This is a genomic window from Rhodopseudomonas sp. BR0C11 (assembly GCF_010820945.1).
GTDB lineage: Bacteria > Pseudomonadota > Alphaproteobacteria > Rhizobiales > Xanthobacteraceae > Rhodopseudomonas > Rhodopseudomonas palustris_H.
The window spans coordinates 1-14,409 of the sequence record NZ_QTKI01000011.1; the positions used below are offsets into that span (position 1 = coordinate 1).

Genomic DNA, 14,409 nt, shown 5'->3' on the forward strand with positions numbered 1-14,409 from the left:
CGCAGCGTCTCGTCGATCCGGGACTGCCAGCCCGGGCCGGTCGCCTTGTAGTGCTCCACCACGTCGACGCTGAGCCGGATCGACACCGGGACTTTGGTCGGCGCCTTTTGCGGACCGCGACGGCCTGGAATCTTCGCGAGGAATTCCGACGTCAGGTCTTTCGCCATGATGTTCACGGGCGTCGCGTTGGCGAAATCCTCTGCGGTCCACTCCGGGTTGTCTTCATCGAAAACCGGCTCGCTGCGTTTACGGGGCATGGCGCCTCATTTCCTTGTCGTGCGCGCGGCGCAGGCTGACGTCACGGATGATGGACCGCACGCGCAAATCGACCCAACGCGCCAGGGAGATGCCATGCTTGGCACGGTTGATCGCATCCTTGGCCGGGTCGAAATCCGACATTGCTGTATATACAATTTGCTATGGCAATGCGCAACTCTGCTCCTTGCGCGGCGGGCAAGACAACCCCCGTCGCTTACCGCTATAAGCGCCACAACGATGTGGAGGGCGTCATGATCTACGAGTCGCGAGTCTATCGCTGTGTGCCGGGCAAGCTGCCGGCGATCCTCAAGCGGTTCGAGACCATCACCTTAAAGCTGTTCGAGAAGCACGGCATCCGTCAGGCCGGATTCTTCACCACGCTGGTCGGCGCTTCCAACCAGGAATTGACCTATCTGCTGGCCTGGGAGAGCCTTGCCGAGCGCGAGCAGAAATGGACCGCATTCGCCACCGATCCGGAATGGCTCGCCGCCAAGGCCGAAACCGAGAAGGATGGCCAGATCGTCGACAGCATCACCAATCAGCTGTTGGTGCCGACCGCGTTCTCTGCGCTGAAGTAATTCGGATGATTATCAGTTTCGATCGTCATTGCGAGCGAAGCGAAGCAATCCAGCGCCGAGCACGGAGCTGGATTGCTTCGTCGCTGCGCTCCTCGCAATGACGGCCTCGTTTATGTCCAACGGTTTCGACCATATCGTTCATGCGGTGCGCGATCTCGATGCGGCCGCGGATCTGTATCAGCGGCTCGGCTTCATCGTCGGTGCGCGCAACGTTCATCCCTGGGGAACACATAACCGCATCGTCCAGTTCGATCGCTTCTTCATCGAGTTGCTGACGATCGGCGAGCCTGACAAGATTCCGCCGCAGCCCGACGGCGCGTTTTCATTCGGGGCGTTTCAACGCGATTACCTGGCGGTCCGCGAAGGTCTGTCGATGCTGCTTCTGGCGAGCGACGATGCGGCAGCCGACCTGCGCCGGTTCACCGACAGCGGCATCGCGGCCGGCGAGGTGTTCACGTTCGGACGGGAAGGGCGGCGCCCCGATGGCAGCGTGGTGAAACTGCAGTTTTCGCTGGCGTTCGCGCGCGATGCGCTGTCGCCGCAGACCGGCTTCGCCACCTGTCAGCATCACTACCCGGAGAATTTCTGGAATCCAGCGTTCCAGGCGCATGCCAATGGCGCGCGTGCTGCGACGGCGGTGGTGATGGTCGCCGACAATCCGACCGATCATCACATCTTCCTCGAAGCCTTCACCGGCAGCCGCGATCTGCGCTCGACGTCGATCGGCGTCACCGCGCCGACCAAGCGCGGCGAGATCGATATCGTCGAACCGGTGTCGCTGCGCGACCAATACGGCATCACGGTTCCATCCGAAGGCGAGGGCGCAAGCTTCGTCGGATTACGGATTGCCGTCGATGATCTCGGCGTGGTTGAACGGCTGCTGCAAGACCACAAGATCCCGGCGGCGCGCCATGTCGGCCGCCTGGTGGTGCCGAATGTCTGCGGCGCGACCCTGATCTTCGAACAAGGAACAGTGCGGTGAACAAGAGCATTGCGCCCGCGACCAGCGTCGTGGCGGGCAACGTCAAATTCGGCAACGCTTTGCCGCTGTCGATCATTGCCGGCCCGTGCCAGCTCGAAAGCCGCGCACACGCGCTGGAAGTCGCCTCGGCGCTGAAGGAGATCGCGACGCGGCTCGGCATCGGGCTCGTCTACAAGACCTCGTTCGACAAGGCCAACCGGACCAGCGCCGCCAGCGCCCGTGGCCTCGGCCTCGACGCCGCGCTGCCGATTTTCGCCGAGATCCGCGACAGCCTCGGCCTGCCGGTGCTGACCGACGTGCACGAGAACGAGCAATGCGCGCGCGCCGCCGAAGCGGTCGATATCCTGCAGATCCCGGCGTTCCTGTGCCGGCAGACCGACCTGCTGCTCGCGGCCGCGGCGACCGGCAAGATCGTCAACGTCAAGAAGGGGCAGTTCCTGGCGCCGTGGGACATGGGCAACGTGGTGTCCAAGATCACCTACGCCGGCAACACGAAGGTGCTGGTGACCGAGCGCGGCGTGTCGTTCGGCTACAACACGCTGGTGTCGGACATGCGCGCGCTGCCGATCATGGCCAAGACCACCGGGGCGCCGGTGATCTTCGACGCCACCCATTCGGTGCAGCAGCCGGGCGGCAAGGGCACCTCGTCGGGCGGCGAGCGTGAATACGTGCCGGTGTTGGCGCGCGCGGCGGTCGCGGTCGGCGTTGCCGGCGTGTTCATCGAGACCCATCCGGATCCGGATCACGCGCCGTCAGACGGGCCGAACATGGTGCCGCTGCGCGAGTTCGAAGCGCTGATCAAGACGCTGATGGAATTCGACGCGCTCGCCAAGAAGCGGTCCGCGGTCGGGGCCGTTTGATGCCGACAGCCGGTGGTGCAGCCTCCTCATCGCGGCTGCCGCCGGCGCTCAACATCATCGCTCTATCAAGCTTCGCCGCGTCGCTGTCGACGCGCGCGCTCGATCCGGTGCTGCCGCGGATCGCCGAAGAGTTCTCGGTAACGATCACCACTGCGGCGGGTCTCGCCGCGGTCACTGCGTTTACTTTCGCGGTGGTGCAGCCGGCGATCGGTGCGCTCGGCGATCTGTTCGGCAAAGCGCGGCTGATGATCGTCTGCCTGGCACTGCTCGGCTTCGCCAGCCTGCTCGGCGCGTTGTCGTCGTCGTTCACCGTGCTGTTCATCTGCCGCATCCTCGCCGGCATCGGCTCGGGCGGGGTGTTTCCGGTGGCGCTCGGCCTTGCCAGCGATCTCGTCACCGTCGATCGGCGGCAGGTGGCGATCGGCCGTGTGCTCGGCGGCTCGATGGCCGGCAATCTGCTCGGTGCCTCAGCCTCGGGCGTGATCGGTGATTTCCTCGGCTGGCGCGGCGTGCTGGCGATCCTCGGCGTGCTGGTGATCGTCGCCGCGATCGCGGTGGCGTTCGGCGCCCGCGGCGCCAAGATGCCGCCGCGCAGCGCCGAGATGGACCTGCCGGCACTACGCCGCGGCTATCGCACCATCTTCAGTAATCCCAACGCGGCGATCTGCTTCACCGCGGTGCTGATCGAAGGCACCTGCGTGATGGGCGTGTTTCCTTACGTCGCGGCGTTTCTGCACGAGCAGGGCGAACAGAGCCTTGCGATCGCCGGCCTGGTGATTGCCGGTTTTGCGATCGGCGGGCTGATCTACACGCTGACGGTGTCGCAATTGCTGCCGCGGCTACGTACCACCGGCATGATGATCGGCGGCGGTCTTCTGGTGGCGCTGCAGCTCGCGGCGATCATGCTCGGCCCGCATTGGCAGGCGCAGATGTTCGCCTTCGTCCTGATGGGGATGGGGTTCTATATGCTGCACGGCTGCATCCAGGTGTTCGCCTCCGAACTCACCGAGACCGCGCGCGGCACCGCGATGTCACTGCACTCGTTCTTCTTCTTCATCGGCCAGACCACCGGCCCGATCGCCTACGGCTTCGGCCTATCGCATCTCGGCAAGACCGCGACGCTGACCCTGACAGCGCTGACCATGGCCACGCTCGGGATCGTACTGGCCCGCATCCTCAAGCCGCGCCCGCCGGCGGATGCAGTCGCTCGCGAGTTGCCACTCTAACCGCGGGACTCCGTGGCGATTGGTCCTGGTCCATCTCCGCCGGGCAATGCCAGCAGCCCTTGTAGGGTCTCGCGATCACCGAGCACAGCGCGGATTTCGCGCGGGCCGAGCCAGCCGGCCGCTTCGCTATAACTTTCAGCGTCGTCGATCAGCACGCGCGCGGTCGCCAGATGCGGATCGATACGGCCGCGCGGGCGTGGAGGATGGAAGGCCAGTGCGGCGAGATGGAGCTCTCGGAGTCGTCGGTCGCTACAAAGCGCGCTCAGCGGATCGGTTGTCTGGTTTGCCTGGCAAAGACGATCGGCGAGTGCGTGCACCTGCGTCAGGATCGCCGGCGGATCGATCTGCTCCGGAGTCGTCATCAGCAACGGACGCGAGCGGGAGACACGCGTCGTCAGCAGCGCCACCGGGATCGCGAGCAGCAGGCCGACGATTACCGGCGTCATCCACAGTAGCAGCGGCCACGACACCAGCCACGCTCCGATCGCCATGGTCGCGCCCAGCGCTGTCGGGAGCGCGTAGCGGCGGACGACTTCCAGCAGCGGGATCGCGCCATCGCCGCGATGCTGAACCTGCCAGCCGGCGTCGCGGCCGAGCAGGATCTCGATCACCGCGGTGGATTGAAACACCATCATCACCGGCGCGTTCAGAGCCGAGATCAGCGTCTCTAGCAGCAAGCCGCCGAACGCGCACAGGCCGCCGCCGAACTTCCTGCGGGTTTCGTTGCGCATCAGCACCAGCCACAGGGCTAGCAACTTCGGCAGGATCAACAGTCCCATCGTGCCGGCGAACACCCAGGCGGCGCGCACCGGGTCCTGCGCCGGCCAGATCGGAAACAGCGAGAAGTCCTTGGGGAAATATTCGGGGCGGACAAATTGCGCCTGCAGCGAAATCAGGATGCCGGCAATCAGAAACGCCAGCCACATCGGCGCGGTGAGATAAGCGCCGATTCCGGTGAGGAAATGTAGCCTCGACACCCAATGCAGTCCGCGGGCGGTGAGCAGCTTGCCGTGTTGCAGATTGCCCTGGCACCAGCGCCGATCGCGCGCGGCGAAATCGAGCAGTGAAGGTGGGCACTCTTCGTAGCTGCCGCGCAGCGTTGGGGCGAGGTGAATGCGCCAGCCTGCGCGGCGCATAAGCGCCGCTTCGACGAAATCGTGGCTGAGGATTTCACCGCCGAATGGTTTGCGGCCCGCCAACGTCGGTAGCCCGGCGGTGCCCGCGAACGCCGATACCCGGATGATCGCATTGTGGCCCCAATAGTTGCTCTCGGAGCCGTGCCACCATGCTGTGCCGGCGGCGATCATCGGCCCGTAGATGCTGCCGGCGAATTGCTGGACCCGCGCGAACAGCGTGCGCGCCTGGACCACGACCGGCAGAGTTTGGATCAATCCGACGTCGCTGTTCGTCTCCATCGCGGCGGCGATACGCACCAGCACGTCACCGGTCATCACGCTGTCGGCGTCGAGGATGACCATGAAGTCGTAAGCACCGCCGAAACGTTCGACCCAGTCGGCGATGTTGCCGGACTTGCGTGCCGTATTGTGGGGCCGGTGTCGATAGTAGAGACGGTCGTGTGTGGCGGCGAGTTCGGCATAGCAGCGCTCTTCATCGATCCATACTGACGGATCGGTGGAGTCGCTGAGCACGAACCAGTCGAATTGTGCGCCGCGTCCGGTTTCGTCGACCGATTGCCGCGTCGCCTGTAGCCTCGCGAACACCACCGGGGCGTCTTCGTTGTAGGTCGGCAGCAGCATCGCGATCCTGGAAGAGACCGCCGGAACAGAGCCATCCGCCATGATGCCGATATCGTCGCGCCAGCCGCAGCACAGCACAGTGAAGCCGGCCAGCGCCGACACGAACGACAGTGCGACCCAGGCGAACAGCGCGGCGAATAGCACCAGCACCACGCCTTCGAGAACCGTGATGCCGCCGACCTGCAGCACCTGATACATCTCGTAGATGCCCGCCGCGGACAGCACTGCGGTCGCGACCATGATCAGCACGCGGCGCCAAGCGGCCGGCGATCGGACGGCGGCAGCCCGGGGACTCTGCAGCAACGACTGCACCGGCATCGGCAACGGTGCGTTCGCAGGCAGCGGTTCGGCTCGGCGCGCGGTGTCGCTGTAGCCCTCGCGCCGCGGCCCGATCACGGCGTCCATCGGTACAGCCAAACTTCCGAGACCGCCGCGTCGCCCTCGCACACGACCGCCCGTAATTCGACCGGGGCTCGCGCCTGCGCGAGGTCAAAGCTGAGCCGCCAGCCGCCCATCGCCGGGTTCGGTTGGGTCACGATATTGCGGATCTCGCCCTTGTCGGCGGTGACTACGCCGCGGATCGCGGCGGCATCGACGGTCTTCAGCCGCTCGCCGGCGAAGTCGAGCACGAATAATCGTTCGGTGTCGCCCCGCGCGCTGACGCCGGTCCGCACGAACCGTGCAAGCGCGTTGGGTTTCGGCGCGTCCGGTCCCCAGTGCAGGCGATAGGTGTAGATGTGTTCGCCCTTGGCGCGTAGCGGCTGCTTGGGCTCCCAGAACGCCGCGATATTGTCGTGCACCTCTTCGCGGGTGGGAATCTCGATCAGTTTGACGGCGCCATCGGTCCAGTCGCCGATCGGCTCGGCCCACAGGCTCGGCCGCAGCTCGTATCGGGATTCGAGATCTTGATAGTTGGCGAAGCTGCGTTCGCGCTGCATCAGGCCGAAGCCGCGCGGGTTGCGGTCACTGAACGAGCTGATCTGCAGATCCTTCGGATTGCACAGAGGCCGCCACAGCTCTTCACCGCTGCCGTTGAAGATCGCGAGCCCGTCGGAATCGTGCACCGCGGCGCGGAAGTCCGGGGTATCGGCCGGATCGTTCGGGCCGAACAGAAACATGCTGGTCATCGGTGCCAGTCCGGCATGCTGCAGATCGACGCGCGGATACAGCGCCATCTCGACATCGAACACCGTGGTGTCACCGGGCCGGATGGTGAAGCGGTAGGCGCCGGCGACGCTCTTGCTGTCGAGCAGCGCATGCACCACCAGCGACGATGCGCCCGGAGCAGGCCGCTCAAGCCAGAATGTCTTGAACAGCGGGAATTCCTCCCCGCTCGACTGGCCGGTGTCGATCGACAGGCCGCGCGCAGAGAGGCCGTAACGCTCGCCCTTGGTGACGGCGCGAAAGTAGGCCGCTCCGAGGAAGGCGCTGACCTCGTCGTAATAATCCGCACGCTGCAGCGGCGCATGAATCCGAAACCCCGCAAAGCCGAGATCGGCATCCGGCGGCGGCGCGACGTCGCCGAACGAGAAGTCGTCCGCGCGATACGGCACGTGGCGCGCCTTGCCATCGGCGACTTCAAAGATCGTCACCCGGTTCTTGTAGAGGAAGCCGCGGTGGAAGAACTGGACCTGAAACGGAAGGTTCTCGGCACGCCAGAGCGCGCGCTCGGGTCGAAAGCGCAGCGACCGGTAGGCGTCGTAGCTGAGGTCGTTCAGCGAGGCCGGCAACGAGCCGTCGGGTGCCTCATAGGGTTTGCTCGCCAGTTCGCGCGCCAGCTTGCGCACCATCCAAGGATCGAAGTCGATCGAGGAAGAGCGGTCCGCCGCGGCGGGATCGGGCTTTGCCTGCAACAGCGGCAACGCCGCCAGCCCGGTCAGAACTTGCCGCCGGTTCAATCTCGCTTCTCCGCCTAAACATTGCAGTTCCGTTCAAACGTTCGCGAGCGCGAAAAGTTCCACTCTGTTGCGAGATGCGCGACGTTGAGGCAATGTCAATCCACGGCGCCGCCGACTTCAAGCCGATCGCACACCTCTACAGGTCGCAGGTCTATCAGCTCGCCGATCATCTCGGCGTGCCGCAGGAGATCCGGCCGCCACTGCTTGTGGACGACGCGGTGCGGCTGTAGCGGCCACGGCAGCGTCGTCAGTGATGCGGACGATGTTCGCCACCAGAGGGGCTTTGCGGCATTGGCCAGAGCGCAAAACCCGCGACGCGGTTGATGTCGGCGAGCCTGCGCTCGGAATCGCCGTGCAGTTCAAGTGACGCCAACAATTGTAGCAGCCGATGATGCACGTCGCGTGCGAGGTCGGCCGGCAGAGGCGCTTCATCGAAGGCCTCGATGTAATCCTGCACCAGATGAGACAGCACACGGCACAGACCGCGTTGCGCCGGATGATCTTCGGCGAACTGCTCAAGCTTGTCTTGGAATGATTTGAAGGTGTGCAAGCCGTGGTGCTGATGCGCAGTCCACGAGTATAAATCGTTCATGTCAGCCTCTTCAGATAACAGAAGAAGCTGCGATTGATTACCTGGTCTCGCGCCGTTCCGCAATCCCTCCAGCCGGAACGCCATGCACCGCGGGGCGCATGGCGTCTGCGCGTGCTCCGGCTAACCCCGTCCGCGATACGGCTGCACGCCCTGGTCCGGCACCCAGACGTCCTTCGGCAGTTTGCCGGCCTGCCAGAACACGTCGATCGGGATGCCGCCGCGCGGGTACCAGTAACCGCCGATGCGCAGCCATTTCGGTTTGATCTCGGTTGCGATCCGTTTGCCGATCGCCACGGTACAGTCTTCGTGGAAGGCGCCGTGGTTGCGGAAGGAGGCGAGGTACAGCTTCAGCGATTTCGACTCGAGGAGCCACGGGCCCGGAACGTAGTCGATCACCAGATGCGCGAAATCCGGCTGGCCGGTCACCGGGCACAGCGAGGTGAATTCCGGCGCGGTGAAGCGGGCCAGGAAGTTGGTGTCCTTCTGCGGGTTCGGCACCCGGTCGAGCTTGGCGGCTTCCGGCCGGTCGGGCCATTCGACGGCCTGGCCGAGCTGCAGGGACGGGGAGGCGGCGGATTTGCGAGGTGTTTTCGACATGGCTTGAACTTGTGGTCTCCGTTACCGCCGTCCTAGAGCATTTTCCGGGGCAGGGGAATCCGTTGCAAAACCGGTGCGTTCGCCGTTGGTCGGGCCCCATGGAGCGGGCGAGCGGCCTTTTCGTGCCCGGAGCCATGCTGTAGAAGCGGCGCAACTCCATTCCCTCCATCCGATCAAGAGGCATTCATGACCGCCATCGTCGACATCATCGGCCGCGAAATTCTCGACAGCCGCGGCAATCCGACCGTCGAAGTCGACGTGGTGCTCGAGGACGGCTCGGTCGGCCGTGCCGCGGTGCCGTCGGGCGCCTCCACCGGCGCCCATGAGGCGGTCGAGCTGCGCGACGGCGACAAAGCCCGCTATCTCGGCAAGGGCGTGCAGAAGGCGGTCGAGGCGGTCAACGGCGAGCTGTTCGACGCGCTCGGCGGCATGGATGCCGAACAGCAGGTGCAGCTCGATCAGACCATGATCGAGCTCGACGGTACCCCGAACAAGGGCCGGATCGGCGCCAACGCCATCCTCGGCGTCTCGCTGGCCGCGGCGAAGGCAGCGGCTGCGTCCTACGACATGCCGCTGTATCGCTATGTCGGCGGCACCTCGGCCCGCACCCTGCCGGTGCCGATGATGAACATCGTCAACGGCGGCGTGCATGCCGACAATCCGATCGACTTCCAGGAATTCATGATCATGCCGGTCGGCGCGCCGACCTTCGCCGACGCGCTGCGCTGCGGCTCGGAGATCTTCCACACCCTCAAGGGTGAGTTGAAGAAGGCCGGCCACAACACCAATGTCGGCGATGAAGGCGGCTTCGCGCCGAACCTGCCGTCGGCTGATGCGGCGCTCGACTTCGTCATGGCCGCGATCGGCAAGGCCGGTTACAAGGCCGGTGACGACGTGATGCTGGCGCTCGACTGCGCCGCCACCGAGTTCTTCAAGGACGGCTCCTACGTCTATGGCGGCGAGAACAAGACCCGCTCGCGCTCGGAGCAGGCCAAGTACCTCGCCGATCTGGTCGCGCGCTATCCGATCGTGTCGATCGAAGACGGCATGAGCGAAGACGACATGGAAGGCTGGAAGGAGCTGACCGATCTGATCGGCGGCAAGTGCCAGCTCGTCGGCGACGACCTGTTCGTTACCAACGTCACCCGGCTCGCGGACGGCATCAAGAACGGCCGCGCCAACTCGATCCTGATCAAGGTCAACCAGATCGGCACGCTGACCGAAACGCTGGCCGCTGTCGAGATGGCCCACAAGGCCGGCTACACCGCGGTGATGTCGCATCGCTCGGGCGAGACCGAGGATTCCACCATCGCAGATCTCGCGGTCGCCACCAATTGCGGGCAGATCAAGACCGGCTCGCTGGCGCGCGCCGACCGCACCTCGAAGTACAACCAGCTGCTGCGTATCGAGCAGGAGCTCGGCTCCAGCGCGCACTACGCCGGCAAGGCGGCGCTGAAGGCGTTCCGCTGAACTAGAACCGCGTCATTGCGAGCGAAGCGAAGCAATCCAGAGGCCGGATGTCGGAACTGAATTGCTTCGTCGCTTCGCTCCTCGCAATGACGGATAGGTTATCAGCGCGGCCTTGAACCCTGCGCGCGGCTGCCCCAAGGTGCGGCCGCGCTGACAACAAGCAGGGAGACGACGCGTGAGTGAGACCACCGGACTGCAACTGCGCTCGCTGATCAAGGCGAGCGGTGACCTCGAAGTTTCGCTGCTGCCGGTGAGCATTCCCGAGCCCGGCCCCGACGAGGTCGTGGTCCGGGTCGAAGCCACCCCGATCAATCCGTCCGATCTCGGCCTGCTGTTCGGCGCCGCCGACATGTCGACCGCGAAAGCGTCCGGGACGGCGGACGCGCCAGTGATCACCGCCAAGGTGCCCGAAGCAGCCATGAAGGCAATGGCCGCGCGGCTCGACGAGTCGATGCCGGTGGGCAATGAGGGCGCCGGCACGGTGATCAAGGCCGGCAGCTCGGATGCAGCGCAGGCGCTGCTCGGCAAGACCGTGGCGATGATCGGCGGCGCGATGTACGCGCAGTATCGCCTGATCAAAGCGGCCGACTGTCTGAAGCTGGCGGACGGCACCACCGCGGCCGAAGGCGCGTCATGCTTCGTCAATCCGCTGACCGCGCTCGGCATGACCGAGACGATGAAGCGCGAGGGCCACAAGGCGTTGGTGCACACAGCCGCGGCGTCCAACCTCGGCCAGATGCTGAACCGCATCTGCCTCAAGGACGGCATCGATCTGGTCAACATCGTCCGCAGCGAGGCGCAGGCCAAGCTGCTCCGCGATATCGGCGCCAAGTACGTGGTCGACTCCACGGCGCCGACCTTCCTCGATGATCTTACCGACGCGCTGGTCAAGACCGGAGCCACCATCGCGTTCGACGCGATCGGCGGCGGCCGGCTTGCAGGCCAGATCCTGAGCTGCATGGAAGCCGCGATCGGCAAGACCGCAACCGGACCGTACAGCCGCTACGGCTCGAACGTGATGAAGCAGGTGTACATCTACGGCAGCCTCGATACCAAGCCGACCGAGATCGTCCGCAATTTCGGCTTCGCCTGGGCGGCCGGCGGCTGGCTGCTGTTCCCGTTCCTGCAGAAGATCGGTGCCGCCGATGCGGCCAAGCTCCGCGCCCGCGTGGCCGCCGAGCTCAAGACCACCTTCGCCAGCCACTACACCAAGATCGTGTCGCTGAAGGAAGCTCTGACCCTCGACGCAATCGCCGCCTACAACAAGCGCGCCACCGGCGAGAAGTACCTGATCGATCCGACCAAATAATCGCCGCGATCGCCTGCGAAACATGCTGGCTCTGGTTGAGAACAAGAGTTAGTCTCAACCAGAGCGGCAAGCAGGGAAAGCAGCATGGATCAGATGGCTGAGCAGCGTCCGTCGGAACTGGCGGAAGCGACCGCTGCGTTGATCAACCACATCGTCGGTGCGATCGAGGCGGCCGCTGTGGTGATGGAGCCGTTCTATCATCTCGAATTCGTCGGGATCTTTCCCGCACTGGTGTACGCGGCGATGCTTCAGGCGTTGCCGCGCAACACCGACTACCGGCCGATGCACGGCCGCAGCAAAGGCAACGATCTCGCCGACGGCACGCATACCCGCGTGAAGATCGATTTGTTTCCCGAATACATCCGGCACCTGCCGCCGCAGCAACGCTCGGTCTGGCGCATGGTCGGAGATGCGCTGTGTTCGGAGCCGGTGAAGAACGCATTCCGCCGCAAGCTGGGCCCCGCGCTGGAGAAGCGATTTGGCCCGGACGCACAGGACGTCGGAATGTTTCCGATCCCGATTCTGACCCGCGATGTGCCCGGCTACAAAATTACGCCGCACACCGACACGCATTGGAAGGGCATCACCGTGCAGCTGTATCTGCCGCGGGACGAAGCCCACACCGATATAGGCACGATCTTCCATGATGTTCGGCCGGACGGGTCGATGCCGAAGGCGCGGCAAATGAAGTTCGCGCCGAATTCGGGCTATGCTTTCGCGGTCGACAAGCACAGTTGGCATTCGGCCGACACCGTGCCTGCAGGCGTCGAGACGCGGGACAGTATTCTGCTGACGTATTTCGTCGACCAGGGCGTTCTCAAGGTGCTGCGCAATCGCGGCAAGCGGCTCGGCAACTTCCTGCTCAACGAAATCCGCGCGCGGACCTGACTGACGCCGTTAGTTAGCGAAAGTTCTGTCCTTCCTCATGCTTGGGACAAGCCCGGGCACGACGGCGGTGAGACGGTTCGCTTAATACCAGGCGTCACCGCTCCGCGGTCGCCAGCTTGGCGCCGAGTGCGACGAAGGCGGCGGCGAAGCTGCGGCGGAGCCAGGTCATGACTTGCGGGCGGGTGATGACGTGGTCGCGCAGCCACGCGGCGAACAGGCCGTAGATCACGAACACCACGAACGTCATCAGCATGAAGATGCCGCTGAGCTCGATCATTCGGCCGAGCGGATGGGCGTCATCGGCGGAGACGAACTGCGGCAGGAAAGCCAGGAAGAAGATCGACAGCTTCGGATTGAGGATGTTGATCAACACGCCGGTCACCGTCATCTGCAGCGCCGAGGGGGCTCCGACGTCGCTGTCGACGCTGAGCGGCCCGCGCTCGCCAAGCGTCTTCCACGCCATGTACAGCAGATAAACGACGCCGAGATACTTGAAGAGCTGGAACGCTACCGCGCTGGTGTGGAGCAGGGCGGCGAGGCCGAGGATCGCGGCCGCCATGTGCGGCACGATGCCGATGGTCGAGCCGAACGCTGCGATGGCGCTCGCCCGCGGCCCGCGCGAGAGCCCGGTGGCGACCGTGTAGAGCACGCCGGTTCCGGGCGAGGCGACCACGATCAGCGAGGTGATGAGAAATTCGGCGGTCACCATTGCACGCTCCGCTCCTGCCAGACACTTGCAATTTGCCTCGCACCCCTGAAACAGTGCGCGCCAACAGACATAACACGAAATCGGAGACCGCAATGGGTGGACCGCTCGCCGGCATCAAAGTGATCGAGATCGCGCAGGCGATCGCCGGGCCGATGGCCGGTATGATCCTCGGCGACATGGGCGCCGAAGTGATCAAGGTCGAGAAGCACGACGGCGGCGACGATGCCCGGCACTGGGGCCCGCCCTTCATCGACGGCGACTCTCTGCTGTTTCACACCTACAACCGCAACAAGCGCTCGGTGACTTTGGACATCAAGAACCCGGACGATGTCGCGCGGCTCAAACAGCTCGTCCAGGATGCGGACATCCTGATCCAGAACCTGCGCTCCGGCGTGGTCGCGTCGTGCGGCATCGGGCCGGACGTGATGTGCGCGGTCAATCCGCGGCTGATCTATTGCTCGGTCTGGGCGTTCGGCAAAGCCGGTCCGCTGAGCAAGGAGCCGGGCTTCGATCCGCTGCTGCAGGCCTATGGCGGGGTGATGTCGCTCACCGGCGGTCCCGAACATCCGCCGACCTTCTGCGCACCGCCGATCAACGATCGCGCCACCGCGCAGTGGTGCGTGATCGGCGCGCTGGCAGCGCTTCAGCAGCGCCACGTCACCGGCAAAGGCTGCGTCATCGACACCTCGCTGTTCGACACCGCGGTCGGCTGGGTCGACATGTCGCTGAGCGGCTATCTGCTCGATGGCGAGCCGCCGGCCCGCCATGGCACCGCCAGCGGCACGCTGGCACCGTATCAGGTGTTCGAGACCGCCGACCGTCCGATCGTGATCGCCGCCGGCAACGACCGGCTGTTCGCGCGCTGTGCCGCCGTGCTCGGCCACCCGGAGTGGAGCACCGACCAGCGCTTTGCGCGGGTGCGCGACCGGCAGGCGCATCGGCCCGTATTGATCCCGTTGATGCAGGAGGTGCTGAGAACCCGCGGCGCCGCCGATTGGCTCGCGGCCTTCAAGAGCGCGGGCGTGCCGGTGAGTCCGGTCAACGACATTCCCGAGCTCGCCGCCACCGAGCAGCTCGCCGCGGCCGATTTGCTGCGCACGATGCCGGACACCGGCCTCAAGGTCGCCGGCCTGCCGATTCTGTTCGATGGCCAGCGGCCTGATCCCGAACTCGCCACGCCCAAGCTCGGCGCGCACAACCATGAGGTGCTGGGTAACCGCGCTGCGGCTGAATAGGCGGACCCGCGCACCGAGTAAGGTGAGGGGACCATCAAAACCGCGTCATC

Annotated in this window: 15 protein-coding genes and 1 pseudogene; 9 read left to right on the plus strand and 7 right to left on the minus strand. The window is 65.0% G+C overall.

From position 1 onward, the window contains the following. Together DYI24_RS02290 and DYI24_RS02295 are read right to left on the minus strand one after the other, a co-directional pair. A partial coding sequence (locus DYI24_RS02290; protein ID WP_164571100.1) for a BrnA antitoxin family protein occupies positions 1-257 on the minus strand: 257 nt, incomplete at its 3' end. Beyond that, positions 247-399 carry a BrnT family toxin gene (locus tag DYI24_RS02295; RefSeq protein ID WP_164571101.1) on the minus strand — a complete coding sequence of 51 codons (153 nt, stop codon included), beginning with the start codon at positions 397-399 and terminating at the stop codon, positions 247-249. The genes DYI24_RS02290 and DYI24_RS02295, both read right to left, overlap by 11 nt. Positions 400-509: 110 nt before the next feature. Here DYI24_RS02295 and DYI24_RS02300 point away from each other — a divergent pair, with 110 nt between their 5' ends. From DYI24_RS02300 to DYI24_RS02315, 4 genes are all read left to right on the plus strand, one after another. Continuing rightward, positions 510-836, plus strand: coding sequence for an NIPSNAP family protein (locus DYI24_RS02300; protein ID WP_107344783.1), 327 nt, complete (start codon positions 510-512; stop codon positions 834-836). A 112-nt stretch (positions 837-948) separates the two neighbouring features. Then, positions 949-1,818, plus strand: a complete 870-nt coding sequence (locus DYI24_RS02305; RefSeq protein ID WP_164571102.1) for a VOC family protein — start codon at positions 949-951, stop codon at positions 1,816-1,818. Continuing rightward, on the plus strand, positions 1,815-2,678 hold the full coding sequence (kdsA, locus tag DYI24_RS02310; RefSeq protein ID WP_164571103.1) for a 3-deoxy-8-phosphooctulonate synthase: 864 nt from the start codon (positions 1,815-1,817) through the stop codon (positions 2,676-2,678). Before DYI24_RS02305 ends, kdsA begins: the two co-directional genes overlap by 4 nt. Next, entirely contained in the window at positions 2,678-3,904 is a 1,227-nt protein-coding gene (locus tag DYI24_RS02315) for an MFS transporter (protein WP_164571104.1), read from the plus strand. The genes kdsA and DYI24_RS02315 overlap by 1 nt, the downstream gene beginning before the upstream one ends. Here the strand turns inward: DYI24_RS02315 and mdoH are convergent. Together mdoH and DYI24_RS02325 are read right to left on the minus strand one after the other, a co-directional pair. Continuing rightward, positions 3,901-6,066, minus strand: a complete 2,166-nt coding sequence (gene mdoH / locus DYI24_RS02320) for a glucans biosynthesis glucosyltransferase MdoH (RefSeq protein ID WP_164571105.1) — start codon at positions 6,064-6,066, stop codon at positions 3,901-3,903. The genes DYI24_RS02315 and mdoH overlap by 4 nt on opposite strands. Continuing rightward, positions 6,054-7,559: a glucan biosynthesis protein G gene (locus DYI24_RS02325; protein WP_164571106.1), complete on the minus strand. Its 1,506-nt coding sequence runs from the start codon at positions 7,557-7,559 to the stop codon at positions 6,054-6,056. The genes mdoH and DYI24_RS02325 overlap by 13 nt, the downstream gene beginning before the upstream one ends. A gap of 104 nt (positions 7,560-7,663) precedes the next feature. Between DYI24_RS02325 and DYI24_RS02330 the strand changes: the two are divergent. Next, positions 7,664-7,759 (plus strand): annotated as a pseudogene (locus tag DYI24_RS02330) (hypothetical protein); the annotation flags it as partial. Between the two features lie 47 nt (positions 7,760-7,806). Here the strand turns inward: DYI24_RS02330 and DYI24_RS02335 are convergent. Next, positions 7,807-8,151 (minus strand): hypothetical protein, encoded by a 345-nt coding sequence (locus DYI24_RS02335; RefSeq protein ID WP_107344778.1) that lies wholly within the window; start codon positions 8,149-8,151, stop codon positions 7,807-7,809. A 120-nt stretch (positions 8,152-8,271) separates the two neighbouring features. Beyond that, positions 8,272-8,748: a preQ(1) synthase gene (gene queF, locus DYI24_RS02340; protein WP_164571107.1), complete on the minus strand. Its 477-nt coding sequence runs from the start codon at positions 8,746-8,748 to the stop codon at positions 8,272-8,274. Positions 8,749-8,934: 186 nt separating this feature from the next. Between queF and eno the strand changes: the two genes are divergently transcribed. The 3 genes from eno (at position 8,935) to DYI24_RS02355 (ending at position 12,415) form a co-directional block, all read left to right on the plus strand. Further along, positions 8,935-10,218 (plus strand): phosphopyruvate hydratase, encoded by a 1,284-nt coding sequence (eno, locus tag DYI24_RS02345; protein WP_164571108.1) that lies wholly within the window; start codon positions 8,935-8,937, stop codon positions 10,216-10,218. 175 nt (positions 10,219-10,393) lie between these two features. Then, entirely contained in the window at positions 10,394-11,527 is a 1,134-nt protein-coding gene (locus DYI24_RS02350; protein ID WP_164571109.1) for a zinc-binding dehydrogenase, read from the plus strand. A gap of 84 nt (positions 11,528-11,611) precedes the next feature. Further along, positions 11,612-12,415 carry a hypothetical protein gene (locus tag DYI24_RS02355; protein ID WP_164571110.1) on the plus strand — a complete coding sequence of 268 codons (804 nt, stop codon included), beginning with the start codon at positions 11,612-11,614 and terminating at the stop codon, positions 12,413-12,415. Positions 12,416-12,509: 94 nt separating this feature from the next. Here DYI24_RS02355 and DYI24_RS02360 read toward each other — a convergent pair whose 3' ends face one another. Further along, positions 12,510-13,124: a LysE family translocator gene (locus tag DYI24_RS02360; RefSeq protein WP_164571111.1), complete on the minus strand. Its 615-nt coding sequence runs from the start codon at positions 13,122-13,124 to the stop codon at positions 12,510-12,512. A 92-nt stretch (positions 13,125-13,216) separates the two neighbouring features. On the opposite strand from DYI24_RS02360, the gene DYI24_RS02365 reads away from it, so the two are divergent. Continuing rightward, positions 13,217-14,359, plus strand: coding sequence for a CaiB/BaiF CoA transferase family protein (locus tag DYI24_RS02365; RefSeq protein WP_164571112.1), 1,143 nt, complete (start codon positions 13,217-13,219; stop codon positions 14,357-14,359). Positions 14,360-14,409 lie beyond the last annotated feature (50 nt).